Annotated in this window: 22 protein-coding genes and 1 pseudogene; 7 read left to right on the top strand and 16 right to left on the bottom strand. The window is 67.5% G+C overall.

Features of this window, described 5'->3' with window-relative positions; translation table 11 throughout:
- Positions 1-326: pseudogene (locus tag RKE40_RS12445) on the bottom strand (hypothetical protein); the annotation flags it as partial.
- Positions 327-341: 15 nt separating this feature from the next.
- Positions 342-2147, bottom strand: coding sequence for an ATP-binding protein (locus tag RKE40_RS12450; RefSeq protein WP_316018563.1), 1806 nt, complete (start codon positions 2145-2147; stop codon positions 342-344).
- A 348-nt stretch (positions 2148-2495) separates the two neighbouring features.
- On the opposite strand from RKE40_RS12450, the gene RKE40_RS12455 reads away from it, so the two are divergent.
- Positions 2496-2780: a hypothetical protein gene (locus RKE40_RS12455; RefSeq protein ID WP_316018564.1), complete on the top strand. Its 285-nt coding sequence runs from the start codon at positions 2496-2498 to the stop codon at positions 2778-2780.
- An 84-nt stretch (positions 2781-2864) separates the two neighbouring features.
- Positions 2865-3290, top strand: coding sequence for a SufE family protein (locus tag RKE40_RS12460; protein WP_316018565.1), 426 nt, complete (start codon positions 2865-2867; stop codon positions 3288-3290).
- A gap of 7 nt (positions 3291-3297) precedes the next feature.
- On the opposite strand, the gene RKE40_RS12465 is transcribed toward RKE40_RS12460, so the two are convergent.
- From RKE40_RS12465 to RKE40_RS12475, 3 genes are all read right to left on the bottom strand, one after another.
- The gene (locus RKE40_RS12465; RefSeq protein WP_316018566.1) at positions 3298-4086 is read right to left on the bottom strand and encodes a DUF6456 domain-containing protein; all 789 of its coding nucleotides are present in this window, start codon (positions 4084-4086) and stop codon (positions 3298-3300) included.
- Entirely contained in the window at positions 4083-4442 is a 360-nt protein-coding gene (locus tag RKE40_RS12470; RefSeq protein WP_316018567.1) for a helix-turn-helix domain-containing protein, read from the bottom strand. Before RKE40_RS12470 ends, RKE40_RS12465 begins: the two co-directional genes overlap by 4 nt.
- Positions 4443-4668: 226 nt before the next feature.
- Positions 4669-5085 (bottom strand): Ros/MucR family transcriptional regulator, encoded by a 417-nt coding sequence (locus RKE40_RS12475; protein WP_316018568.1) that lies wholly within the window; start codon positions 5083-5085, stop codon positions 4669-4671.
- A 419-nt stretch (positions 5086-5504) separates the two neighbouring features.
- Here RKE40_RS12475 and RKE40_RS12480 point away from each other — a divergent pair, with 419 nt between their 5' ends.
- On the top strand, positions 5505-7646 hold the full coding sequence (locus tag RKE40_RS12480) for a S9 family peptidase (protein ID WP_316018569.1): 2142 nt from the start codon (positions 5505-5507) through the stop codon (positions 7644-7646).
- Positions 7647-7734: 88 nt separating this feature from the next.
- On the opposite strand, the gene RKE40_RS12485 is transcribed toward RKE40_RS12480, so the two are convergent.
- Positions 7735-9213: a hypothetical protein gene (locus RKE40_RS12485; protein WP_316018570.1), complete on the bottom strand. Its 1479-nt coding sequence runs from the start codon at positions 9211-9213 to the stop codon at positions 7735-7737.
- 289 nt (positions 9214-9502) lie between these two features.
- Between RKE40_RS12485 and RKE40_RS12490 the strand changes: the two genes are divergently transcribed.
- Positions 9503-10102 carry a superoxide dismutase gene (locus tag RKE40_RS12490; protein WP_316018571.1) on the top strand — a complete coding sequence of 200 codons (600 nt, stop codon included), beginning with the start codon at positions 9503-9505 and terminating at the stop codon, positions 10100-10102.
- 171 nt (positions 10103-10273) lie between these two features.
- On the opposite strand, the gene RKE40_RS12495 is transcribed toward RKE40_RS12490, so the two are convergent.
- Positions 10274-11971 (bottom strand): methyl-accepting chemotaxis protein, encoded by a 1698-nt coding sequence (locus RKE40_RS12495; protein WP_316018572.1) that lies wholly within the window; start codon positions 11969-11971, stop codon positions 10274-10276.
- Positions 11972-12115: 144 nt separating this feature from the next.
- Positions 12116-12946: a ChbG/HpnK family deacetylase gene (locus RKE40_RS12500; protein ID WP_316018573.1), complete on the bottom strand. Its 831-nt coding sequence runs from the start codon at positions 12944-12946 to the stop codon at positions 12116-12118.
- Between the two features lie 122 nt (positions 12947-13068).
- Between RKE40_RS12500 and RKE40_RS12505 the strand changes: the two genes are divergently transcribed.
- Both RKE40_RS12505 and murJ read left to right on the top strand, forming a co-directional pair.
- Positions 13069-14103 (top strand): glycosyltransferase family 2 protein, encoded by a 1035-nt coding sequence (locus RKE40_RS12505; protein ID WP_316018574.1) that lies wholly within the window; start codon positions 13069-13071, stop codon positions 14101-14103.
- 186 nt (positions 14104-14289) lie between these two features.
- Positions 14290-15816 carry a murein biosynthesis integral membrane protein MurJ gene (murJ, locus tag RKE40_RS12510; RefSeq protein WP_316018575.1) on the top strand — a complete coding sequence of 509 codons (1527 nt, stop codon included), beginning with the start codon at positions 14290-14292 and terminating at the stop codon, positions 15814-15816.
- A 6-nt stretch (positions 15817-15822) separates the two neighbouring features.
- Here murJ and RKE40_RS12515 read toward each other — a convergent pair whose 3' ends face one another.
- The 4 genes from RKE40_RS12515 to RKE40_RS12530 all read right to left on the bottom strand — a co-directional run bounded on the left by RKE40_RS12515 (position 15823) and on the right by RKE40_RS12530 (position 18899).
- On the bottom strand, positions 15823-16806 hold the full coding sequence (locus RKE40_RS12515) for an NAD(P)H-dependent flavin oxidoreductase (protein ID WP_316018576.1): 984 nt from the start codon (positions 16804-16806) through the stop codon (positions 15823-15825).
- Between the two features lie 14 nt (positions 16807-16820).
- Positions 16821-17681 (bottom strand): branched-chain amino acid aminotransferase, encoded by an 861-nt coding sequence (locus tag RKE40_RS12520; protein WP_316018577.1) that lies wholly within the window; start codon positions 17679-17681, stop codon positions 16821-16823.
- 182 nt (positions 17682-17863) lie between these two features.
- Positions 17864-18181: an AzlD family protein gene (locus tag RKE40_RS12525; RefSeq protein WP_316018578.1), complete on the bottom strand. Its 318-nt coding sequence runs from the start codon at positions 18179-18181 to the stop codon at positions 17864-17866.
- Positions 18168-18899, bottom strand: a complete 732-nt coding sequence (locus RKE40_RS12530) for an AzlC family ABC transporter permease (protein ID WP_316018579.1) — start codon at positions 18897-18899, stop codon at positions 18168-18170. The genes RKE40_RS12525 and RKE40_RS12530 overlap by 14 nt, the downstream gene beginning before the upstream one ends.
- A gap of 131 nt (positions 18900-19030) precedes the next feature.
- Here RKE40_RS12530 and RKE40_RS12535 point away from each other — a divergent pair, with 131 nt between their 5' ends.
- Positions 19031-19642 (top strand): 4'-phosphopantetheinyl transferase family protein, encoded by a 612-nt coding sequence (locus tag RKE40_RS12535; protein WP_316018580.1) that lies wholly within the window; start codon positions 19031-19033, stop codon positions 19640-19642.
- Between the two features lie 7 nt (positions 19643-19649).
- On the opposite strand, the gene RKE40_RS12540 is transcribed toward RKE40_RS12535, so the two are convergent.
- From RKE40_RS12540 to RKE40_RS12555, 4 genes are all read right to left on the bottom strand, one after another.
- On the bottom strand, positions 19650-20393 hold the full coding sequence (locus RKE40_RS12540) for a TerC family protein (RefSeq protein WP_316018581.1): 744 nt from the start codon (positions 20391-20393) through the stop codon (positions 19650-19652).
- A 19-nt stretch (positions 20394-20412) separates the two neighbouring features.
- Positions 20413-21117, bottom strand: coding sequence for a TerC family protein (locus tag RKE40_RS12545; protein WP_316018582.1), 705 nt, complete (start codon positions 21115-21117; stop codon positions 20413-20415).
- Positions 21118-21190: 73 nt separating this feature from the next.
- A complete protein-coding gene (locus RKE40_RS12550) occupies positions 21191-22270 on the bottom strand; it encodes a tartrate dehydrogenase (RefSeq protein ID WP_066468290.1) in 1080 nt (359 codons plus the stop codon).
- Positions 22267-23169, bottom strand: a complete 903-nt coding sequence (locus tag RKE40_RS12555; RefSeq protein ID WP_316018583.1) for an alpha/beta fold hydrolase — start codon at positions 23167-23169, stop codon at positions 22267-22269. Before RKE40_RS12555 ends, RKE40_RS12550 begins: the two co-directional genes overlap by 4 nt.
- Between the last annotated feature and the right edge of the window lie 65 nt (positions 23170-23234).

Raw genomic sequence — 23234 nt, forward strand, 5'->3', positions numbered from 1 at the left:
CCCTGCGGCGCTGCCGGCTGCGACTGCGGCTGAGCGGCGGGCATGTCGGCACGGCGTTCGGTCGCGCGAGCCGGCGGAGGGCTGGCCGAGGGCGCCGACAGAATCGGCGCCGGGTGGCGTACCTTCTGGAAGAGCAGCGCGTTGAGCGTGATCGCCGCAGCGACCGCAGTGAACAGCAAGATGATGACAGCCCTGCCGGGCTTGCGGCCGAGCCAGCGCATCAGCCGGCTCGACATGGAAGCCTGGCGCTTGCCGCCGCCGGCTCGGCGCGGCGGCATGGACAGCGTCGCATCGTTGCGGGCGCGGGCGGCGAGCGTTGCGGACATCTTCTCGGCTCTCGATCAGGCGGTCAGGCGAAAGGGCTGCTTGGTTTCAAGACCGCGGCGCGGGGCGCGGGCATGGGTGGCGATGCGGACCGGCTCGCAGGCAGCGGCGATGCCGGCCAGCGGCAGGCGAACGGCGACGCGGGTGCCGACGCCGGGCGCACTCTCGATGCTGAGCGTGCCGCCATGCAGGCCGACGAGCCCGCGCACGACGGAGAGTCCGAGACCGGTGCCGTCATAGGCACGATCATAGGAGGACTTGGCCTGGAAGAAGGGATCGCCCAGCCGCGGCAAATCCGCTGCGGCGATACCGATGCCGGTATCGGAGATCGAGAGGTCGATCATGCCGCCATCGCGCACGACGGCAAGGGTCACGCGGCCACCGGGGCGGGTGAATTTCACCGCATTCGAGAGCAGGTTGAGCATCACCTGCTTGAGGGCGCGTCGATCGCCGAGCAGCGGCGGCAGGTCGGGTCCGAGCACGCGCTCCAGTGTCACCTGGCCGGACTGGGCCTTGAGTGCGACCAGGGAGCAGCAATCCTCGGCGAGCTTGGCGACATCGAGCGGCGCCTGCTCGATGGTCATTGCCCCGCTCTCGATCTTGGAGACGTCGAGCAGCGTGTTGACGACGTCGAGCAGATGGTGCCCGGAATCATGGATGATCGTCGCGTATTCCTTGCGGCGCTCGGCGTCGAGGCCGCTGGCGAGGTCTCCGCTGAGCATCTCCGAAAAGCCGATGATGGCGTTCAGCGGCGTGCGCAGCTCATGGCTGACGGTCGCGAGGAACTGGCCCTTGACGTCGCTCGCCCTGACGGCCTCGGCATGGTGCCGCTCGCGCTCTTCGTCATGGACGCGGCGGTCGGTGACATCGCGGGTGACGCAGACCACGGCCGCACCGAAGCGCGCACCCGCCTGATCGATCCGCCGGGCATTGAGCTCGAGCCAGCGCACGGTCGGCACGCCCGCGGGCTCGCCGGGACGGTTGGCGATGAACAGCACGCGGAAGCAGGCACTGGCCCGCCCCGGTCCATGGGCGGCATCACTGAGCGCCTTGAGGAAGAGCGGGCGATCGGCGATGTGGACGCGCTCGAACAGGCCCTTGCCGTGCAGTTGCGACGGCTCGGAGCCGGTCAGGGCACGCGCCGCCTCATTGGCGAAGACGACGGCGCCGCCCAGATCGTGCCACGTCACGAGGTCGCCGACATGCTCCAGCATCAGGCGGGCGCGGGCATCCGAGGCGCGGTGCTCGCGCACCTCGTCATCGCGCCGGCGCAGAAAGGCCGCGGCGATCAGCAGCGCGTGCAGGATCGCGACGGCGGCAAAGAGTGGCATCGCCGCGACAATCCAGGGCGCGGGCTCGCCCACGACGCCCCAGCTCTGGAGCGCGACGACGCTGCCGAGCCCGATCGCGGCGAGGGCACTGGCGCGCGCAACATAGGGCCGCGAGCCCAAGAACATCGCCTGCGCCGGGACAGCGGCGAGCCAAAGCAGTAGTGGCGAGGTCGCGCCACCGGTCATGCAGGCAAGCGCCACGATGAGAAGCGTCAGCGCCGCCGCGGAAATGCAATGTGCGGCGTCGAGACGGCCGGTGCGCGACAGCACGAAAACCGCCAGCAGCGGCAGCCCGAGCGCCATCAGCATCAGGGTCTCGAACGAATCGAGGCGGCCGCGCCAGGCGATATAGGCCGGCACCAGACTGAGCCCGCCGGCGCCGATCGCCAGGCGGGTCAGCATGAAGCGCTCATGCCGCATGCGTTCGAGCGAATTCGGCAGCGCCGATGGATGAACCATCGCCGCGACCTGCGCCCTGACCGCCGTCATCATGCTGGAGAACCGCAAACGCTCAACCTCTGCCGGCCGGCGACGAAAAGCCGGGCCTTGTTGGGAGCGATCCTCGCGGCCCGCATTTAAGCGGGACTTAAGGCGAAAGCCCACCTAGCGGCGACGGGCGTAAGGGAAGCGAGATTTATATCTTTTATTTTCAATCACCTAGCTCTCATCAGCCAAAATTCTCCGAGGTTTCGCTTGTTGCCAGCAAGGTGAATGGAAACTGAAGAGCAAACACGGTCTTTGATTCAAATTGCGACCGTCCGGCACACCCGATGTTTCGACCCGTGTTCTAAGGTCGCAACGTCGGGGCCGGGACGCCCCGCGCTAGCGACGGGGACGATGATGGCCTATCTATTGCGAAGCATGGCCCTGATCGGGGCGATCGCCATGTACTCGCCGGTGCATGGCACGAAGAGCGAGCCGGAGGCTGCGCCTTTCGATGCGAAGGCCGCCATCTCCGTGCTGGCGCAGATAGACCCCAAGGCGGTGCTGCAAGGCGCGACCAGCCTGCGCGAGGCGGCCGAGGTGCTGGCCGGGCTGGAGCCCGAGACACGCGCCCGGGTGCTGGCGCTGGCGGCGGCCGCCGCGACGAGCCGCAATGGCGAGGCGCAAACGTCGCAGCGCTGACGCTTGACCTCGAAGGGCCGCGCGCCGAAGACAGCCGGCCAGACCGCCTCCCCCGCCGGCGGCCTGCAAGGTGAGCGACGGCCGATGAGCGAAAACCTCGACGAGATCATTGCCAATTTCGAGGTCCTGGACGAATGGGACGATCGCTACCGCTACCTGATCGAGCTCGGGCGCACGCTCGCGCCGCTGCCGCAGGAAGCCTATAGCGACGCCAACAAGGTCCGTGGCTGCGCCAGCCAGGTCTGGCTCGAGACGACGCGTGAGGGTGGCCCCGGCGAGGCGACCCTGCTGCATTTCCGCGGCGACAGCGATGCCCATATCGTGCGCGGCCTCGTAGCGCTGGCGCTGGCGATCCACTCCGGTCGCAGCGCCGCCGAAATCCTGGCAACCGACGCCTTCGGCATCTATGAGCGACTGGGCCTTGCCGCCCATCTCACGCCACAGCGCTCGAACGGGGTGCGCTCGATGATCGAGCGGATCAAGAACGACGCCCGCGCCGCCCTCGCCTGACCAAGCTTCAGCCCGGCGAAGGAAACACCGGGCGGGCATCCACGGCCTGCCAGGCATAGTGCGCGACGGGATGGCGGCCGACCTTGCGCGCCAGGCCGTAGTGTTCGGCCAAGGCCGCCAGAGCCAGGCGCAGCACGACCTTGCCCGAGCGCGAAGGCCAACCTCGCTCGCGCTCGACCTCGTCCAGCCCCTTGAGAAAGCCGCAGACGTCGATCGCGAGCCCGGACAGCTCGGGGCCGAGGCGCTTGCAGGCCTGTCGAACACGCTGGCGCGCCGCCAGGCTGGCATCCGAGGCGCTGGCCGGGCCATGCGACGAGGCATGGGTTCCCGCAGCCAGCCCGGCATCCCAGTTCACGGTTACGCGCGGCAGCATCTGCGCCAGCGTGAGGTCGGCCCGGAAGCGCTCGCCGGCGGCGAATTCCGCGGCCGAGATCTGCGGTCTGCCGTCCCTGCCAGGCCGACGGTGCAGCCAGAGCAGCGGGCTTTCGCGCTCGTTCAGGGCGACTTTCCGCACTTCGCCCTCGATCATCACATCGGTCAGCGCGACGGGGCGGGTTTCGGCAAGCTGCAGGCGGCGGGCCTTGCCGCTACCAAGCCAGACGGCGAGACCAGCCTCGACCAGTGCCGCCGCCTGTTCGGGCGGCGCGTACCCGGCTCCGAGGGTCGCCGCGCCCACGGTCCGATAGAGCGCGATGCGGCCGCAGCCGAAAGGAGATTCAGCAGCGAACGCCCCAGCCTGCCGAAGGTGTTGCAGCAGGCGCTCCGGAGGCGCCCCGGCCACCGCGCCCGCGCTCATCGGCCCGCCTCCGGCGCCAGTGACCGATGTCTCAGCGCCAGCGCAGCCTCCAGTGCCACGAGCGCGAGCTCGAAACCGGGCTCGCTGCGCCTGTCTTCGACCAGCGCACAGGCATGACGCACGGTCGTCCGGTCGCGACCGAAGGTGAGACCGACCTGGCTGAAGTTCAGCCCGAAGCTGACATGGGTGAGGTACATCGCGATCTGCCGGCCGAAGGCGACGCGGCTCACACCGCGCCGGCCTTGCCGCAGCGCGGCCGGCGGCAGGCAGAGCGCCGCACAGACGGCCGCCTCGGCGAGCCTCGCCCCGGCGCTGCGGGACAAGGGATCGGGCCCATTGGCGAACTCAATGTTCATGCTATGTTCACTTCCACATTGCGATCGTCTGGCGCGATCGGGGACAGCGAACACAGGACTATATTCCTATTTCTGGATTTTCAAGGGCGCCAGCAAGGCCGGGGATATCCTCCTGCCATATCCTGGCAGGGGCGCTCCAAACGACAAAGCCGCCGGCACAGCCGGCGGCTCGACATGAATCCCTTGACGGAATCCGCTTCTGCGCGAGGGCTCGCGGCAGGCTCCCTCAGCGGCGCTTGCGGCGCTGCTGGCCGAGGCCCATCTTTTTGGCGAGCTGCGAGCGCGCCTCGGCATAGTTCGGCGCGACCATCGGATAGTCGGGCGGGAGGCCCCACTTCTCGCGGTACTGCTCGGGGGACATGTTGTACTGCGTACGCAGATGCCGCTTCAGCGACTTGAACTTCTTGCCGTCCTCCAGGCAGATCAGGAAGTCGGCCGTAATCGACTTCTTGACCGCGATCGCGGGCTTCGGCGCTTCGGCCGGGACGACTGGGGCTGCACCGCCAACGACGCGGCTCAGAGCCGCATGGACGTCGTTGATCAGCGCCGGCAATTCCGAGGCTGGAACCGAATTGTTCGAGACGTAGGCGGAAACGATATCTGCTGTAAGCTCGATAAAGTCCGAACCGTCGTGATCAGCCATGGCGGCGTTGCTCCGTTGTTTTTTTGAACCGGGCGTATCGGTGACTGTGCCCGCTCTGTTTACGTGGCGCGAACGCCTGCCGGAACCTGCACCGGCAGCAGGTCGAATTCTGCCGGACATAGAATCGTGCAAAACGGATCAGTCGTGCAATCGTCTAATCCAACAAAGATGACATCGCAAGTGGCAGTGATCATTTCGAATACGTTTATTCATGCCCAGTATTGGCGCTTCTTGCAATCGGCATGGTAACCAGAATGTGCAGCGGCTCGACCAGAATGTGCAATGGCGCGAATGGCCACGCGGAATGGTTGTCTTGCCAGCCCTTTTGCGCGGCTCTACGACTCCGGGACCTGCCGCAACGTCCCGATATCGAGCAACGACGCGGCGAATGACCGCAACGCCGCGCTTCGAGACGGACCATGCCTGGAAAAGCCACTGCTACCCCGCCCCGCGCCGAAGCGCGCCCGCAGCATCGGACAGTGCACGGCGTCGCCCTCACCGACGACTATGCCTGGCTGAAGGCGGAGAACTGGCGCGACGTGCTGCGCGACCCGGCGGTCCTGCCTGCCGACATCCGCGCCTATATCGAGGCGGAGAACGCCTGGTGCGAGCGGCTGATGAAGCCGACCAAGGCGCTGCAGCGTGAACTCGTCAAGGAAATGCGCGGGCGCATCAAGGAAGACGACAGCGAATTGCCGCAGCCCGACGGCCCGTTCCTCTATTATCAACGCTACCGGCGCGGCGGCGAGCACCCGTTGATCTGCCGCAAGCCGCGCCAGGGCAAGGGCAAAGCTACAGGGAATAGCGCCGGCAAGCCCGGCCGCGAGCAGATCATGCTCGACGCCGACAGCCTCGCCGAAGGCAAGGAGTTCTTCGACCTCGGCGATGCCGCGCACAGCCCCGACCATCATCTGCTCGCCTGGAGCGCCGACGAGGCCGGCTCCGAACTCTACCTGATCCGCGTGCGCGACCTTGCGAGCGGGAAGGACCTGCCCGACGAGATCCGCGACACCAGCGGCGAGGTGATCTGGACGCAAGATGCCAGCGCCTTCGTCTATGTCGCGCTCGATGCCGATCACCGGCCGACGCGTGTGCTGCGCCATCGGCTCGGCACATCCCAAGGCGACGACGAGCTGCTCTACGAGGAAACCGATCCGGGCCTGTTCGTCGACATCGACGAGACGCAGTCGCATCGCTACCTGCTGATCTCGAGCAGCGACCACGAAACCTCCGAGGTCCGCATCGTCGACCTTGCGGCGGTGGACGGCCAGCCTCGGCTCGTCGCCGCGCGCCAGACCGGGCGGCAATATGCGATCGAGCACCATGGCGAAGAGCTGCTGATCCTGACCAATGCCGACGGTGCCGAGGACTTCAAGATCGTGCGGGCGGCGCTCGACGATCCCTCGCCGGAGCGCTGGATCGATCTCGTGCCGCACAAGCCCGGCCGGCTGATCCTCAACCACCTGTGCCTGCGCGGCCGCCTGCTGCGCCTGGAGCGCGAGGACGGCCTGCCGCGCCTGGTGATCCGGGACCTCGCCAGCGGGGCCGAGAGCACGATCGCCTTCCCCGAGGAAGCCTATGGCCTCGGCATGGATCCCGGATACGAATTCGACACCGACAGCATCCGCTTCATCTATGCCTCGATGGCGCGCCCGGCGGAAACCTTCGACTTCGACATGGTGACCGGCGCACGTACCTTGCTCAAGCGGCAGGAAGTGCCTTCAGGCCATGATCCGGACGCCTATGTCGTGCGCCGGATCTTCGCCACCGCGAAGGACGGCGCCAAGGTGCCGGTCTCGCTGCTTCACAAGCGCGGCCTCGTGCTCGATGGCTCGGCGCCCTGCCTGCTCTATGGCTACGGCTCCTATGGCTCGGCGATGTCGGCTTCTTTCCGAACCCGCCCCTTGAGCCTCGTCGATCGTGGCTTCGTCTATGCGATCGCCCATATCCGCGGCGGCACCGACAAGGGCTGGCGCTGGTATCTCGACGGCAAGCGCGAGAACAAGCCGAACAGCTTCACCGACTTCATCGCGGCCGGCGAGATGCTGGCGGCGGAGGGCTATACTTCGCGCGGCCACATCGTGGCGCAAGGCGGCAGCGCCGGCGGCATGCTGATGGGCGCCGTCGCCAATCTCGCGCCCGATCTGTTCTCCGGCATCATTGCCGAAGTGCCCTTCGTCGACGTGCTCAACACCATCCTCGACGAGAGCCTGCCGCTGACGCCGATGGAATGGCCTGAATGGGGCGATCCGATCCGCGACGAGGCGGCGTTCCACTGGATCAAGGCCTATTCACCCTATGACAATGTGCGGGCCCAGGCCTATCCCCCGATCCTCGCCATGGGCGGGCTGACCGATCCGCGCGTCACCTATTGGGAGCCGGCGAAATGGGTGGCGCGCCTCCGCGCGACCATGACCGGCGGCGGGCCGGTCCTGCTGCACACCAATATGGAGGCCGGGCACGCCGGCTCGGCCGGCCGCTTCGACTCGCTGAAGGAAACGGCGCTCGCCTATGCCTTCGCGATCACCGCGGCGAATGGCGGCTGGCAGCGGCAGGCATAGCCCGACGCCTGCCTGCCGTGCCCTCCCCGGGCCAAGCAGGCGCTGAAGCCGGCCAATCGCCCGGCGGCAATGTCGCCGGGCCCGACGCTCAGCGGGGCCCGGATTCGAGCCGGCTCTTCTCGCTGGCGAGATAGGTCTTGAGCTCGTCCATCGAGCCGAAGACATAATCGCCATCGGGCGTACGCGCCTGGATCGAGCCATCGGCGTAGATGGTGAAATGCGTCTCGCCGACCTGGTAGGCGCCGACGACGCCTTCATTGGAAGCGGAGGGCTTGTCCGCCGCGCGAGCGGGCGCCTCGGCTTCCGCAGGCGCGGGCTCCTGCGCTTCTGCTTCGGCAGCGTCCTCTTGCGCTTCCGGCTCGACCGCGATGGCCGGCTCGTCCTCCGCGGACGGCGCCGGCTCGGGCGCCACGTCGGGTATCTCTTCGACGAGCGGAGGAATCTCGCCCGCAGCGGCTGCGGCCGGCTCTTCGAGGGCATCCAGCACGTCGCTGCTGCGCGGCTGGGTCACCGGCGGCCATGCACGCGGCGCCATCCAGCTGCTGACCGCATCGAGCGAGCGCTTTGGCGGCTCGACCTCGGGGACCTTCCCGGGCGTCGCGAGCGCGTCGTTCAGCTGCTCGCGCAGCGCGCTGAAGTCGTCGAAATCGTGCCCGGCCTTTTCCTGCTTGGGCTCGTCGGCGGCCCGGTCGACCTGCGGCCACCACATCGGCCCCGGTTCGCGCGCGGGCTCCTTTGTCATGTCGTCAGGCTTCACCTCGTCTTCCGGCACCTCGGAAGACGGCTCGAACGCCAGCTCCGTCTGGTCCTCCGAGACGGGCTCGGATTCGGGTTCGGGCTCTGCGTCAGCCTCGGAGCCATATTCCACCAGCGTCTCGCGCTGTGCGGACTCTGGCTCCACGGGCGGCGTCGGCAGCAGAGCAGCCTCGAAGAAGTCGGGCTCGACCTTCTCGGCAGCGTCGTCCCCGTCCTGCGGTCGGGGGTCCCGCCATGAAGCAGGCGGCAGCAGCCAGTCGTCGTGCCCTGCGCTAGGCTCAGGCTCGGGCTCGGGCTCGGCCTCGGCCACTGCGACGGCCGGCGCGGCTTTTTCGTCGTCCGGTGACGGCGTGGGGCCAGCCGGCTCGGCATCCTCCACTGCCTCCTCGCCGTCATAGGCGGACTTCTCGGACTTTTCGGGCTTCGACAGTCCAGCGAGCGCTCCACCAAGCGCGATCGCTCCAGCGCCGGTGGCGATGGCCGCAGTCCCGAGGCCCGGCGTCGGTGCCGCAGCCGGCGGCTCGTCGCGCGGAAGGACGGGCGCGGGGGCCGGGACCGAAGCCGGCTCGCCGGAGCGCCCGCCGCCGAGCGCGACTGCGGTCATTGCGCCGGCGACCAGCGCCTTCAGCCTGCGGATTTCGGCGAGGATCGCCGCCGCGGACAGCATGAGCAGACCGGCCGCGAATGAAAGCGCGCCGAGGATGACCTCGGTGAACCCTCGCTCCAAGACCCGATAGGGCCAGCCATCGAAGATGGCATAGGCGCCGCCAACCAACAGGGCGAGCCCGAGAACCACGAACAACTTGACCAAACGCTCGCTCCTTCGAGACGGCAGAGTCCTGCGACAGCTTGCCGCCTCATGGTTAAACTATCGATACAGCCGGTTATTGCCAACCAAGCGAGCGGAGCTGCGCACCGCAAAGCCCAAGTCAAGCCGCACCCGCGCTGCCACGATCTCTCCGCTTGCCGGTTGCCGCTGCCGCCTTCGCGGCTTAACTAACGGGGGAATGGCGGACGTTCCGCCGGGCCTGACGGCTCTAGCGATACATCATTGCAGCCATTCTCACGTCGCGATTTCGACAGCCCCAAGGAGAGGCCCTATGTCCTTTACCCTGCCCGATCTTCCCTATGCCCATGATGCGCTGCAGCCCTTCATGTCGAAGGAGACGCTGGAGTACCACCACGACAAGCATCACCTTGCCTATGTCAACAACGGCAACAATGCGATCAAGGGCACCGAGTTCGAGGGCAGGTCGCTCGAGGAGATCGTCAAGACCTCGTACGGCAAGAACCCGGCTGTCTTCAACAATGCCGGCCAGCACTACAACCACCTGCATTTCTGGAAGTGGATGAAGCCGAATGGCGGCGGCAAGCTGCCGGGCGCGCTCGATAAGGCGATCGTCGATTCGTTCGGCTCGGTCGACAAGTTTAAGGAAGACTTCGTCGCCGCCGGCGTCGGCCAGTTCGGTTCGGGCTGGGCCTGGCTCGAGGTCAAGGGCGGCAAGCTCGCCGTCAGCAAGACCCCGAACGGCGAGAGCCCGCTGGTCCATGGCGCGACCCCGATCCTCGGCGTCGACGTCTGGGAGCACTCCTACTACATCGACTACCGCAACCGCCGGCCCGACTATCTCAAGGCCTTCCTCGAGAGCCTGGTGAACTGGGACTACGTCGCCGAGCTCTATGACGGCGCCAAGGCCTGATCCGGCCAGAAGCGATCAAAACGGAACGGGGCCCTCGCGGGCCCCGTTTTCGTTTCCGGTGCGGCCGGCCTTTAGAGCATTTTCGAGCGAAGTGGATACCGGTTCGCGTGAAGACAATGCGATAAAACAAAGAGCTAGAGCGTCCCGCGCTTCAGAGAAGCTCGGGACGCTCTAGACGGCAACGCGCTTGAGGAACTGGTCCACAGTCGAATCGAGCCGCATCGCCTGGGCCGAGACCTCGCCGGCGGCGTGGCGGACCTGTTCCGCCGAGCGGCCGGTTTCCTCGACGCTGTCGGCCAGCACGCAAAGGTCGCTCGACACCGACAGAGCGGAAGTGCTCGCCATGGCGACGCCGCTGGCGATCTCGCCAGTGGCGATCGCCTGCTGTTCGACCGTGGTCGCGACCGCGTTGGCAAAGCTCTCGATGGCACCCATGCGGCTGGCGATGTTCTGGATCGCGCCGACGACCTCCCCCGTCGCGCCCTGGATAGCGCTGACCTGGGCGACGATGCGGTCCGTGGCATCGGCGGTCTGGGACGCGAGGCTCTTCACCTCGGCGGCGACGACGGCGAAGCCGCGCCCCGCCTCTCCGGCCCGGGCGGCCTCGATCGTGGCATTGAGGGCGAGCAGATTGGTCTGGGCGGCGATATCGCGGATCAGATTGACGACTTCGCCGATGGCGCGGGCGGTCTCATCCAGCGCATGGACCGACCCGGCCGTATCGCGCGAGGCAGAAGCCGCCTCGACGATCTCGGTGCGGACACGACGAACCTGCGACTCGACCTCGCGGATCGCAGCTCCCATCTCCTCGGCGGCCTGGGCGGCACTCTCGACATTGGCGGAAGCGCCCTGCGAGGTCTGCGCGGCGCGGGCGGCGCGCTCGGAGGACTCGGCTGCAACCTGCGCAAGCCCGCCCGAGGCCTCACCCATCCGGTCGGCGTTGCTCTTGAACGCTTCGAGCGCGATGCCGACCTCGCCCCGAAACATCGCGATCGCCTCGTCGACATGCTGCTGGCGCTGGCGGCGCTCGGTTTCGGTCACGAACTGCTGCTCCTGCAGCGTGGCGCGCTCGCCGAGGCGCAGCTTGAGGACGCCGAGGGCGCGGGCGATCGCGCCGATCTCGTCGCGGCGTCCGGTCGCGTCGATCGGCGTGTCGAGCTTGCCGTCGGAGATGCTGACGATCGCCTGCGTCATGCTCTTCAGCGGCTTCATGGTGCGCGACAGCGAGAACCAGAGCAGCGGCCCCAGCACGAGCAGGAGACCGAGCCCGAGCGCGATCGTCACGAGCTGCTCGCGGGCCGCGCGAGCGACGAGGCGGCTCTTGTCGAAACGCAGCGCGACATAGCCGATCTGCTTCTGGTGACCACCGACCCGCACGACGAGGAGCTTGGTGAGGTAGGTCTTGTCCTCGAGCTGGAGCGGGCTGTGCGCGCCGAGCGCATCCCATGGCTCGCGCCCCAACGCCCTGGCGAGGTTGTTCGGCGTCAGCGAGAGCCGCGCATCCTCGTCCCGGCCGGCGGTGGCGAGTGCCACCACGTCGTCGGCGACGATGCCGGCAGCGAAGTCGGGGTCTCGTTTCAGCGATTCCAGAATGTAGCTGAGCGTCGTGGTGTCCCGGGAGAGGATCAGGGCCGGCGCGGCGTTGACCACCATCGCGGTCAGCGAATTCATCTTCTGCTCGAGATCGCTGCGCGTCTTGCCGTCATTGTAGCGTGTGACGGCGATGACCACGATGACGATGGCTATCGCGACGATCGCGACCGCGGCACCGGCGATCTGTCTGCTGAGCGAGCCCGAAGCTTCCTCGGATGGGTCCCCTGCGGGTGGCGTGGCCTGCGGTTTCTCCGCCCGCAGCTTGAACCAGCTCATCTTGCTCTTTTCCTTGCGGGCGCAGCCGACGCGGCCGTGCTGGCGCAGCCAGACCGCTGGCGGGAAAGATGACAGAACAGGGTAAATTTTCGATTGCGACGCCTTGTCGGGATTTTACAATTATTGCGTGCAACAATGCCGATCTCAGCCGAGTTCGCGAAAGCGGGCGAGGCGCAGGCCGGGCGGCGGGACGAAGGCCAGGAGCGCGGCATGCTCGACCGGCCGGGATCCGATAACCGGGTCCAGCGCGCGCAATTCGTCGTCGATGAAACCGGGATGGCACATCACCAGATGCGCCGGCCCCGGCCGCTTCAAGAAGCGCGGCAGATCGGCGGCGAAATCGCGCGTCGGATCGAAGGGCGACACACCGGAGAAGCCGTGATTGAGCGGGATTCCGCGCCGCGCCGCGGCCGGGCGCAGCCCGGAGGCGAGACCGGCGATGACCAGCGCCTTGCCGACGGCCACGCCGCGGGCGCGGATCGCCGTCACCGAATCCGCGGGATCGCGTAGATAGACCGAGCCCCGCGGATAGCGGGCCGCGATAGCGTCGAGCACGGCGCGACGAACGCCCGGCAGCACATGGACGTGCTGGTGGCCGTCGACGAAGTCGGGCGCGCGCCCGAGCGCATCCTCGAAAGCGTCGAGCTGGCGGGCAAGCTCGGCGGCGATTTCATGGCGCGCCGCCGCCGAGCCCAGCGCCAGCCGCGACAGCCCACCCAGTTTCGGCAGGCTCCCGCCTGGAGCGAGGATCGGCATGGCAGCGAGCGGCGCACCGCTGGTCAGGTTGAAGTGCAGGCCAAGATCAGCCTTGCCGGAGAAGGCCGCGAGCTCTCCCGCGAGCGGGCGCCAATGCGGCCGGTTCGTCATCGCGCCGGTGGCGGAGAGCCTGCCCTGCGCGAGCAGCTCGAGGATCGAACGGCTGACGCCCGCCGTCATGGCGAAATCATCGGCGCAGAGCACGAAACCGCGGGTCATGACGGTCTGTTGTCCCTCGTTCATCGAGCGTGATGTAAGTAGCCGCCGGCGGAGCCGGTGCGCGTCCCGATCCGCCCCATCACGACGCCCCCCCTATCCCACGCGCTAAGGTCGTCAAAGCCTTGTCTGCCACGCAGCCCCTCGCCGCCTCGGCCAATCCCGCCGCCCAGCCACGGCGGCCTGAGCTTTCCATCGTCGTTCCCGTCCATGACGAAGCCGACAACCTGCCGCTGCTGGTCGAGCGCCTCAAGAGCGTGCTCGATGACTGCGTCGCCTCCTGGGAGATCGTCTGCGTCGACGATGGCAGCCGGGACGGCACGCTTTCTGTCCTGCGCCTGCTGCACGAAGCCGATCCGCGCATCAATGCCATCTCCTTCAGCCGGAATTTCGGCAAGGAGATCGCGATCGCCGCCGGGCTCGACCATGCCAGCGGCGATGCCGTGGTGATCATGGATGCCGACCTGCAGCATCCACCGGAGACCATTCCCGTCTTCCTGGCGAAATGGCGCGAGGGCTTCCTCAACGTCTATGGCCAGCGCACCGACCGCGAGGGCGAAGGCCGGCTGAAGCGCGGCTTCGCCAAGGCCTTCTACAGGCTGTTCGCCAGCTTCGGCGAGACCGAGCTGCCCGAGGGCGCCGGCGATTTCCGCCTGCTCGACCGCAGGGTGGTCGAGGCGCTGCGGGCGCTGCCCGAGCGGGCCCGCTTCTCCAAGGGCCTCTATGCCTGGGTCGGCTTCCCGGCCACCGGCGTGCCCTTCGAGGTCGCCGAACGCGCCCATGGCCAGACCAAGTTCCGCTTCCGCAAGCTGTTCAGCTTCGCCTTCGACGGGCTGTCCTCGTTCTCGACCGTGCCGCTGAAGATCGCGACCTGGCTCGGCGTCGTCATCGCCATCATCGCTGCCGGGACCGCGCTGTTCTTCGCGGTGCGCACCCTGCTCTTCGGCACCGACCTGCCCGGCTTCCCCTCGCTGATCGTCTCGATCATGTTCTTCTCCGGCATCCAGCTGATCTCTCTGGGGCTGATCGGCGAATATGTGGGGCGCATCTTCGCCGAGGTGAAACGCCGGCCGCTCTATCTCGTCGGCGAGCGCATCGGCTTCGAGAAGCTCGACAGCGTCCACCCGCGCGGCGACGCCCTGCCGCCGCTGATCCGCTAGAGGCCGCTTCCGTCATTGCGAGCAAAGCGAAGCAATCCAGCCTTGCCAGGCCGTCTCTGGATTGCTTCGCCGCTACGCGCCTCGCAATGACGACGCGAATGAACGCCCGCACTGGACCATCCGGCAGGAGGCCGCTATGCGGCTCCTCGGGATGAGGGCTGCGGATTTCGGCGCCCCGGGACAGCGATGCTGAGAAAAATCCTTTCGGTCAGCGGCTTCACGCTGCTCTCGCGCGTCTCCGGCTTCGCCCGCGACATCGTGCTCGCCGCCGTTCTCGGCGCCGGGCCGCTGATGGACGCGTTCTCGGTGGCGCTACGCCTGCCCAATCATTTCCGCGCCATCTTCGGCGAAGGCGCCTTCAACCAGGCCTATATCCCGGCCTTCGCCCGCATCCGCGAGAAGTCAGGCGCGGCGGCGGCGCAGCATTTCTCGGACCGTGTCTTCACGCTGAACCTGATCGTCCAGCTCGTGATTCTCGGGCTCGCCCTGCCCTTCATGCCCGAGCTGGTGCGCCTGCTGGCGCCCGGTTTCGTCGGCGATCCCCAGCGCTTCGACCTCGCGGTGGCGCTGACCCGGATCACCTTCCCCTATCTCTTGTTCATCACGCTGGTGACGCTGCTCTCGGCCAATCTCAACGCGGTCGACCGCTTCGCCGCAGCCGCCGCGGCGCCGATCCTGCTCAATGTCAGCCTGATCGGCGCGCTCGCCGTCGCCTTCCTGTTCCCGAGCGCGGCGCATGCCGCAGCCTGGGGCGTCGCCGCAGCCGGCGTGCTGGAATGGCTGCTCCTCTGGCTCGCTGCCCGGCGGGAAGGCGTTTCGGCGGTACTGACGCGGCCGCGGCTCGACGGCGAGGTCAAGCGCTTCCTCAAGGCGCTGGGGCCGGCTGTGATCGGCTCGGCCGGCGTCCAGATCGCGATCTTCGCCGACACGATCATCGCCTCGCTGCTGCCGGCCGGCGCCTATGCCGCGCTCTACTATGCCGAGCGGCTCTACCAGCTGCCGATCGGCGTCATCGCCATCGGCGTCGGCACCGTGCTGCTGCCGACGATGAGCCGTGCCATCGCCGCCGGCGACGAGGCCAAGGCCGACAAGGCGCAGAATCGGGCGATCGCGCTGACGATCTTCGCCGCAGCGCCTTTCGCCGCCGCCTTCATCGCAATCCCCGAGCTGATCGTCGCCGCCCTGTTCGAGCGCGGCCGCTTCGACGCAGCCGCGAGCCAGGCGTCGGGCGCCGTGCTCTTCGCCTATGCGATCGGCCTGCCGGCGATCGTGCTGATCCGTTCGCAGGTCTCGAGCTTCCAGGCGCGCGGCGACACGACAACGCCGATGATCGTCTCGCTCGCCGCGATAGCCGCGAATGTCGGGCTGAAGCTTTTGCTCTGGCGCGATCTCGGCGCGCCCGGCCTTGCGCTCGCGACCGCTGCCGGCGCCTGGATCAATGTCGGGGCGCTGTTCGTACTCGCTTTGCGGCGCGACTGGACCCGGCCGGATCGCAAGCTGCCGGGCCTGATCCTGATCGTCACGGCCGCAGCCGCCTGCGCCGGCATCGCCGCGCGCCTGCTGGCGCTGCCCCTCCAGACGGCGCTTGCCGGTTTCGCCTTCGAGCCGAAGCTGCTGGCGCTCGGCGTACTCAGCCTGCTTGCGGCGGCGCTCTACGCCGTCCTCGCGCTCGGTGGGCTGAAGCTAACGGGGTTGCTGCGGCTGCTGCGCTGACGCTGCTCAGCCTTCGGCAACGATGCCGGCACCGCGACGCAACTGCTCGGCCGCTTCTGCGACCATGCGCGCGACGATCTCGGCGGCCGGCGGCACATCCGTAATCAGCCCGGCCGCCTCGCCATAGATCGCGGCGGCCCTATCAGGATCGCCGGCCATGAAGGCCTCGCGATAAGCCGGTCCCTCGATTTCGGCCGCCGCCAGCAATTCGGCATCGCGGCCGCGCCATTTGGCCATGAAGGCATTGTCGCCGACGCGGATGTCGAAGGGTTTTGGCCAATCGAGCCGGCGGGCGATGTCGGGCAGCGAGGAGCGCACGGTCTGATCGCCGGTCGCGGCGATGGCCGCGGCCTGGTGGTTCTGGTGGACGAGCGCCTCGCGGCTCGCCCAGAAGCGGGTGCCGACGAGCACGCCATCGGCGCCGAGCATCAGCGCCGCGGCGAGGCCCCGGCCATCGGCGATGCCGCCGGCGGCCAGCAGCAAAGTGTCCGGGCTCTCGCGGGTAAGGAGGTCTGCGACCTCTGGAACGAAGGGCAGCGTCGCACGGGCGTGGCCATGGCCGCCCGCCTCGGTACCCTGCGCGACGATGACGGAGGCACCGGCCGCCAGCGCCACCCTGACATGCCCGATGCTCTGGCACTGGCAGATCAGCGGAATGCCGGCAGCGGCGATCTCGGCCGCGAAGGGCGCGGGATCGCCGAAGGAGAGCATCAGCGCCGCCGGGCGATGGGCGAGCACCTCGCCCAGCAGATGCGGCTGCTTCGCCAGCGACCAGGTGATGAAGCCGCAGCCGGTGCGCATGTTGCCGGCCGCCTCATACTGCGTCCTCAGCCAGTCGCCATCGCCATAGCCGCCGCCTATCAGGCCGAGCCCGCCGGCCCGCGTCACCGCCGCCGCCAGCGCCCCACCGGCAGCGAGTGCCATCGGCGCCGAGACGATCGGATGCTCGATGCCGAAGCGCTCGGTCAGGCGGGTGGCGAGACGGGCCATGCGGGGAGCTCCGGTTACTTGGAGTGGGCGAAGTCCATGTAGAGTTCGCGCGCCTTGCGGAACATCGGGCCGGGCTGAACCTGACGGTCGTCGATCCGGTAGATCGGCATCACCTTCGAGTAGTTGCCCGAGGAGAAGATCTCGTCGGCCTGCTCGAAATCGGCATAGCTCAGGCTGGTCTCCTCGACCGGCACGCCGGCGCCGCGCAGCAGCGAGATAACGCGCTGGCGGGTGATGCCATTGAGGAAGGTGCCGTTCGGAACCGGCGTCTTCACCACGCCGTCCTTTGCGAGGAAGATGTTGGAGGTGCCGGTCTCGGCGACGTTGCCGAGCATGTCGAGCACCAGCGCATTGTCGAAGCCCCGGCCTTTGGCCTCGCGCAGGATGCGGGCATTGTTGGGGTAGAGGCATCCGGCCTTGGAGTCGGTCGGCATGGTCTCCATGGTCGGGCGGCGATAGGCGCCCTTGGTCACCGAGAAGCCCTTGCCGGGATCGCCCATCGCCGCCTCGAACAGGCACAGGCAGAACTTGGTCGAGTCCGGATCGGCCATGATGGTCGAGAGGCCGTCGGCGTCGGCCCAGTACATCGGCTTGACGTAGATCGCGGTACCCGGAGCGAATTTCTTCACGCCCTCGGCGGTGCGCGCGATGATCTCTTCGACCGGAACTGTCGCCTTCAGGCCGAGCGCGTCGGCGGAGCGGTTCACGCGCGCGGCGTGCTTGTCCATGTCGGGGGTAACGCCGTCGAAATGGCGGGCGCCGTCGAAGACGGTCGAGGACAGCCAGCTCGCATGGGAGCGCGGTCCCATGATGCCGGGGTTGCCTTCGTGCCACTCCCCTTCGAACCAGCTCCAGGTTTGCGAATACCAGGCCATAAGGCGCTCCGATCTGTCAGTCTTGTTGACCCGCACCGTCTGCCCCTGCCCCCGTGGCGTCAACACGCGGTCCCGGACGCGACGAACGAATGATGTGATGGCTCCGATCGTAACCGGTGATGGGTCACGATGTGAGGTGCAAATCCGCGCAGCCCGCCCGGCATCCCGCCCGTAGCTGCCGCTCAGAGGCCGAAGGCGCGCGCCAGCGAGACCGTCGCCATGCCGACGAGCAGCGCCAGCAATTCGCTGCGCCGCAGGACCATGCTGCAGATGGCGGCGACCAGCGCCAGGCCTGCGGCCAGTCCGAGGCGCTCGATCAGCGGCAGCACGGTGGCGAAGACGATCGAGCCCGGCAGCGCAGCGAGCCCGCGCCGCACACGCGGCGTCAGCGGCACGAAGCCCATCAGCACCACGCCGGAGATGCGGCAGAGATAGGTCGCTAGCGCCATTGCGAGGATGGCGAGATAGGGGCCCCAGGCGCCGGGATCAGGCAGCGTCATCAAGGAAGGCCCCGGCAAGGGCGCCCGAAAGCGCGCCGATGATGATGAAGGCATAGCCGTCGACCAGCTTGGCGACGACGAGGGCGACCACGCCTGCGACCACCCAGGGCAAGGCAGCCCGGCGGCCGCGCCAGAGCGGCACGATCATCGCCGCGAAGAAGATCGGCATGACGAGATCGATGCCGTACTGGCGGGGGTCGGCGACGAGCGAGCCGAGCAGGAAGCCGGGGATGGTGGCGAGGAGCCAGACGATCCAGAGGCAGAGGCCGGCACCCAGGACGACGCCGAGATCATTGCCGCCCTCGGCCCGGTAGCGCGTGCCGATCAGCCAGTTGGCATCGGTGAAGACGAAGAGCTGGAAGGCGTTGACCAGCCGCGGATAGCGCGCGAACCAGGGTTGCAGCGAGGCTCCCTGCAGGATCGAGCGGGCATTGACCGTCGCGGTGACGAAGGCCAGCCCGGCGATCGCTCCCCAGGTCCATTCGGGACGCCACAGCTCCATGGCGACCAACTGGGCGACGCCGGCATAGACCAGCGCGCTCATCAGCAGAGCTTCCAACAGGCTCAGCCCCTTGGCCGAGGCCGCGGCACCGAAGGCGACTGCAAAGACGACGATGCCGGGCAACAGCACGGAAACCCGGCGCAGGCCGAGCGCCATGCCGGCGAGAGTCAGCTGCGCCTGGGCGGCGGATGCGGAAGGAGTTTCCGGATGGGACATAAGCTGTTCGAAGCTTCTCGGAGGGCCGGCGTCAATGGTGGCGACGCGGCCGGCACATGAATGCAGCGCAAGGCGGGCCATGCATCGAGCGCCCGTCACGACAGAAAGGCGGATCGCGTCTAGAACGGCGTATGCTCTGGCTCTCCTCCCCCGACCAAAGCGCCGCGGCCCTGCCGACAGTCTGGCTCGTCGCGACCGACCACCGGCCCGCCACGCTGGCCGAGCGCTCGGCGCTGCGGCGTGGGCTGGCGCGCACCATTCTCGCCACACAGTTCAACCTTGAGCCGGACGCCGTGAGGATCGAGCACGAGCCCGGCGGCCGGCCAGTAATCGCGGCGCCGTTTGGCAGCGGCTTGCATATCTCGCTGGCAACGCGGGCGGGGCTGGTGGCCCTGGCCCTGGCTCATGGCCCGGTCGGCGTCGATGTCGAGCAGGTCGACCTCACAGCGCAACCGCCACTTGCGGCGCTGCATCCCACCGAGCAGGCGATGCTTCAGGCACTGCAGCCGCCGGCTCGGCCGCTTGCCTTCGCGCAATTGTGGAGCGCCAAGGAAGCCTATGTGAAGGCGCTCGGCACCGGTTTCCGGCGGCCGCCCGAGAGTTTCGAGGTCCGGCTCATCGGCCTGGGAGGCTTTGCGGTCGAAGACCCCGAGCGGCCGGGCGAGCCGGTTCTCGGCAGCAGCCGGATCATAAAAAACGGCGGCCATGAAACCATGGCCGCCGCGTTCATTCAGCTCGCTTGAGCAGGGCTCAGCCGGGCTGGTTCACCGGCTTCTTCTTCAGAATGTAGGCGACGCCGACGACGAAGGCCGCGCCGATGACCGCCGCCGAGTAGAACGGCAGCTTGGCGGGGGCGAGACCGGCCGGGTTGGTATCGGAGACCGGCACGCTGGCCACCCAGCTCGGAATGGCGGTCTGGAGCCACTGCAGAACGGCGATGTCGGAGAGCAGCATCTCGCCAGCGATCCAGCCGAGCAGCGCGGCGCCGAGCCAGATCAGGATCGGATAACGCTCGAGGATCGTCGACAGCATGCGCGCGCCGAAGACGATCAACGGAATAGTCAGCAGCAATCCGAAAATGAAGAGTTCGAAATGGCCGCGCGCCGCCGCAGCGATCGCCAGCACGTTGTCGAGGCTCATCACCGCGTCGGCGATGGCGATGGTGCGCACGGCCTTCCAGAGATTGTCGCTGGCCGCAACGTCACCATGTGCTTCCTCCTCGCCCTTGGCGAGCTTGATCGCGATCCAGAACAGCAGCAGAGCGCCGACCACCTTCAGGAACGGGATGTTGAGAAGATAAGAAACGATCACCGCGAAGAGGATGCGCAGGCCGACGGCAGCGCCGGCGCCGAGCAGGATGCCCATTTTACGCTGCTTCTCCGGCAACGAACGGACGGCGAGCGCGATCACGACCGCATTGTCTCCGGACAACAGCAGGTCGATCCAGATGATCTGGAGCAGCGAAGCCCAGAAGGTGGAAGATGAGAAATCCATAGGTCGGTCAGTCCCTGTATCAGAGGGCCGGATCTGGCCGGCGTTGCTTGAGGAAATAGCCGAGGCCGAGCACGAGCAGGGCCCCAAGTATGGCTGCGGGGTATTCGAGCTGATGGGCCAGCGTCTCGCCGAGCTTGCCGACCAGCCAGGGGTCGGATTCGAACATCTCGCCCGCGACCCAGCCCAGAAGGCCGGCCCCGGCCCAGACCAGGATCGGGAAACGCGAGAGGAGATTTGTGATCAGCGAGGCGCCGAGCACGATCAGCGGGATCGAGATAATCAGCCCGCCGATCAGCAGCGGGATGGAGTCCTTCGCCACGGCCGCGATGGCGAGCACGTTGTCGAGGCTCATGACGATGTCGGCGATGGCGACGGTCTGCACCGCCTTCCAGAGCTTGCTACTGGCGGCGACCGCATTCTCGTCGCCCTCGCCATCTTCGATGACGAGCTTGACAGCGATCCAGACGAGCAGCGCCGCGCCGACGATGTGCAGGAACGGCATATTGAGTAGGGAGGCGATCAGCACTGTGAAGACGACGCGCAGCAGAACCGCGACGCCGGCGCCGAGCGCGATGCCCTTGGCACGCTGTTCGGGCGCGAGCGCCCGGCAGGCGAGCGCGATCACCACCGCATTGTCTCCCGACAATACGATGTTGAGCGCGATGATCTCGAAGAGCTTGCCCCAGAGCGCCGGTTCAAGCAGCGAAAACGTCAGATCGGGCACTTTGTCGCCTCCCTAAGTCTTACGTCTTATTCCGGCGCCGGCCGGAATTTGTGGCCGTGCGCCGGCCGTGTCGTCAACCCAGCGCCTGCTCGATCGCCTTGCCGGCAGCCTCGGTACCGAGCTTGCCGCCGAGGTCGCGGGTGCGGGTGCGCTCGTCGCCGAGCGCCCGCTCGATCGCGGCCTCGATCCCCTTGGCGGCTTCGGTCTCGCCGAGATGGTCGAGCATCATCGCGCCCGACCAGATCATGCCGACGGGGTTGGCGATGCCCTGGCCATAGATGTCCGGAGCCGAGCCATGGACCGGCTCGAACAGCGAGGGATGATCGCCGGTCGGGTTGATGTTGCCGGACGGGGCGATGCCGATCGTACCGGTGCAGGCCGGGCCGAGATCCGAGAGGATGTCGCCGAACAGGTTGGAGGCGACGACCACGTCGAAACGGTCCGGATTCAGCACGAAATGCGCGGTCAGGATGTCGATATGGTACTGCTCGACGGCGACGCCCGGATAGTTCTTCGCCATCTCCTTCACCCGCTCGTCCCAATACGGCATGGTGATCGAGATGCCGTTCGACTTGGTGGCCGAGGTCAGCTTCTTGCGCGGCCGGCGCTGGGCCAGCTCGAAGGCGTATTTCAGCACGCGGTCGACGCCGACGCGGCTCATCACCGTCTCCTGCATGACGATCTCGCGCTCGGTGCCGGCGAACATGCGCCCGCCGACCGAGGAGTATTCGCCCTCGGTGTTCTCGCGGACGACGAAGAAGTCGATATCGCCGGGCTTGCGATTGGCGAGCGGGCCGGGCACGCCCGGCATCAGGCGCACGGGGCGCAGATTGACGTACTGGTCGAACTCGCGGCGGAAGAGCAGCAGCGAGCCCCAGAGCGAGACATGGTCCGGCACCTGGGCGGGCATGCCGACGGCGCCGAAATAGATCGCGTCATGGCCGCCGATCTTCTCCTTCCAGTCGTCCGGCAGCATCTTGCCGTGCTTGGCGTAGTAGTCGCAGGAGGAAAAGTCGAACTCGTCGAGACGCAGCTCGAAGCCGTACTTCTTCGAGGCCGCCTCGAGCACGCGCAGGCCCTCGGGCATCACCTCCTTGCCGATGCCGTCTCCGGCGATGACGGCGATGCGATAGACGCGATTGGTCCGGCTCATGCGACTTCTCCAAAAAACGCGGCAAATTCTGCGGCGACGAGATCAGGAATCTCTTCGGCCAGATAGTGCCCGCCGGGCAATGCCTTCCCACGCACATCCACAGCCCGCTCACGCCAGAGCGCGAGCACGTCGAAGCACTTGCCGACGGCTCCGCGATCGCCCCAGAGCGCCAGCATGGGACAGTCGAGCTTCCTGCCGCCGTCGGCGTCGTCATGGGCGATATCGATCGTCGCCGCCGCGCGGTAATCCTCACAGCTGGCATGGATCATCGCGGGATCGCGGAAGCAGCGGAGATACTCGGCAAGCGCCGCGGGCTCGAACAGCCGCATGTCCGAGGCGCGACGGCTCGTCCAGTAGAACTCAGGATCGGCGCCGATCATGTTTTCGGGCATCGGTGCCGGCTGGATCAGGAAGAACCAGTGCCAATAGGCGCGCGCGAAAGCGTCGCTGGTGTCGCGATACATCTCCCGCGTCGGCGCGATGTCGAGGGTCGCGAGCTTCAACACCCGCTCGGCATGGTCGAGCGCCAGCCGGTGCCCGACACGGGCGCCGCGATCATGCGAGCCGACGAAGAAGCGCTCGTGCCCGAGCGCGCTCATGAGCTCGGCCATGTCCTGTGCCATGGCGCGCTTCGCATAGGGGGCGTGGTCAGCCGAGGTCGCCGGCTTCCCGGAATCGCCATAGCCGCGCAGGTCCGGGCAAACGAGCGTGAAGCGCTGCGCCAGCGCCGGGGCGATACGCCGCCACATGATGTGCGTCTGCGGATAGCCATGGAGCAAAAGCAGGGGCGGCCCCTCCCCGCCGGTGCGCACGCGGATGCGCGCGCCGGAGGTCGCGACGTCGAGCAGCCTGAAGCCGGGGAAGAGATTGTCTTCAACGGGGAGCTCGGTCAGCGACATACGGCCTCTCAGATTGCAACAATCTGAGCCGATACCCCGATTTTCAAACGATTTCGTGCGCCGAT

The sequence above is a fragment of the Allobosea rubneri genome (assembly GCF_032464875.1).
In the GTDB taxonomy this organism is placed as follows: Bacteria; Pseudomonadota; Alphaproteobacteria; order Rhizobiales; family Beijerinckiaceae; genus Allobosea; species Allobosea rubneri.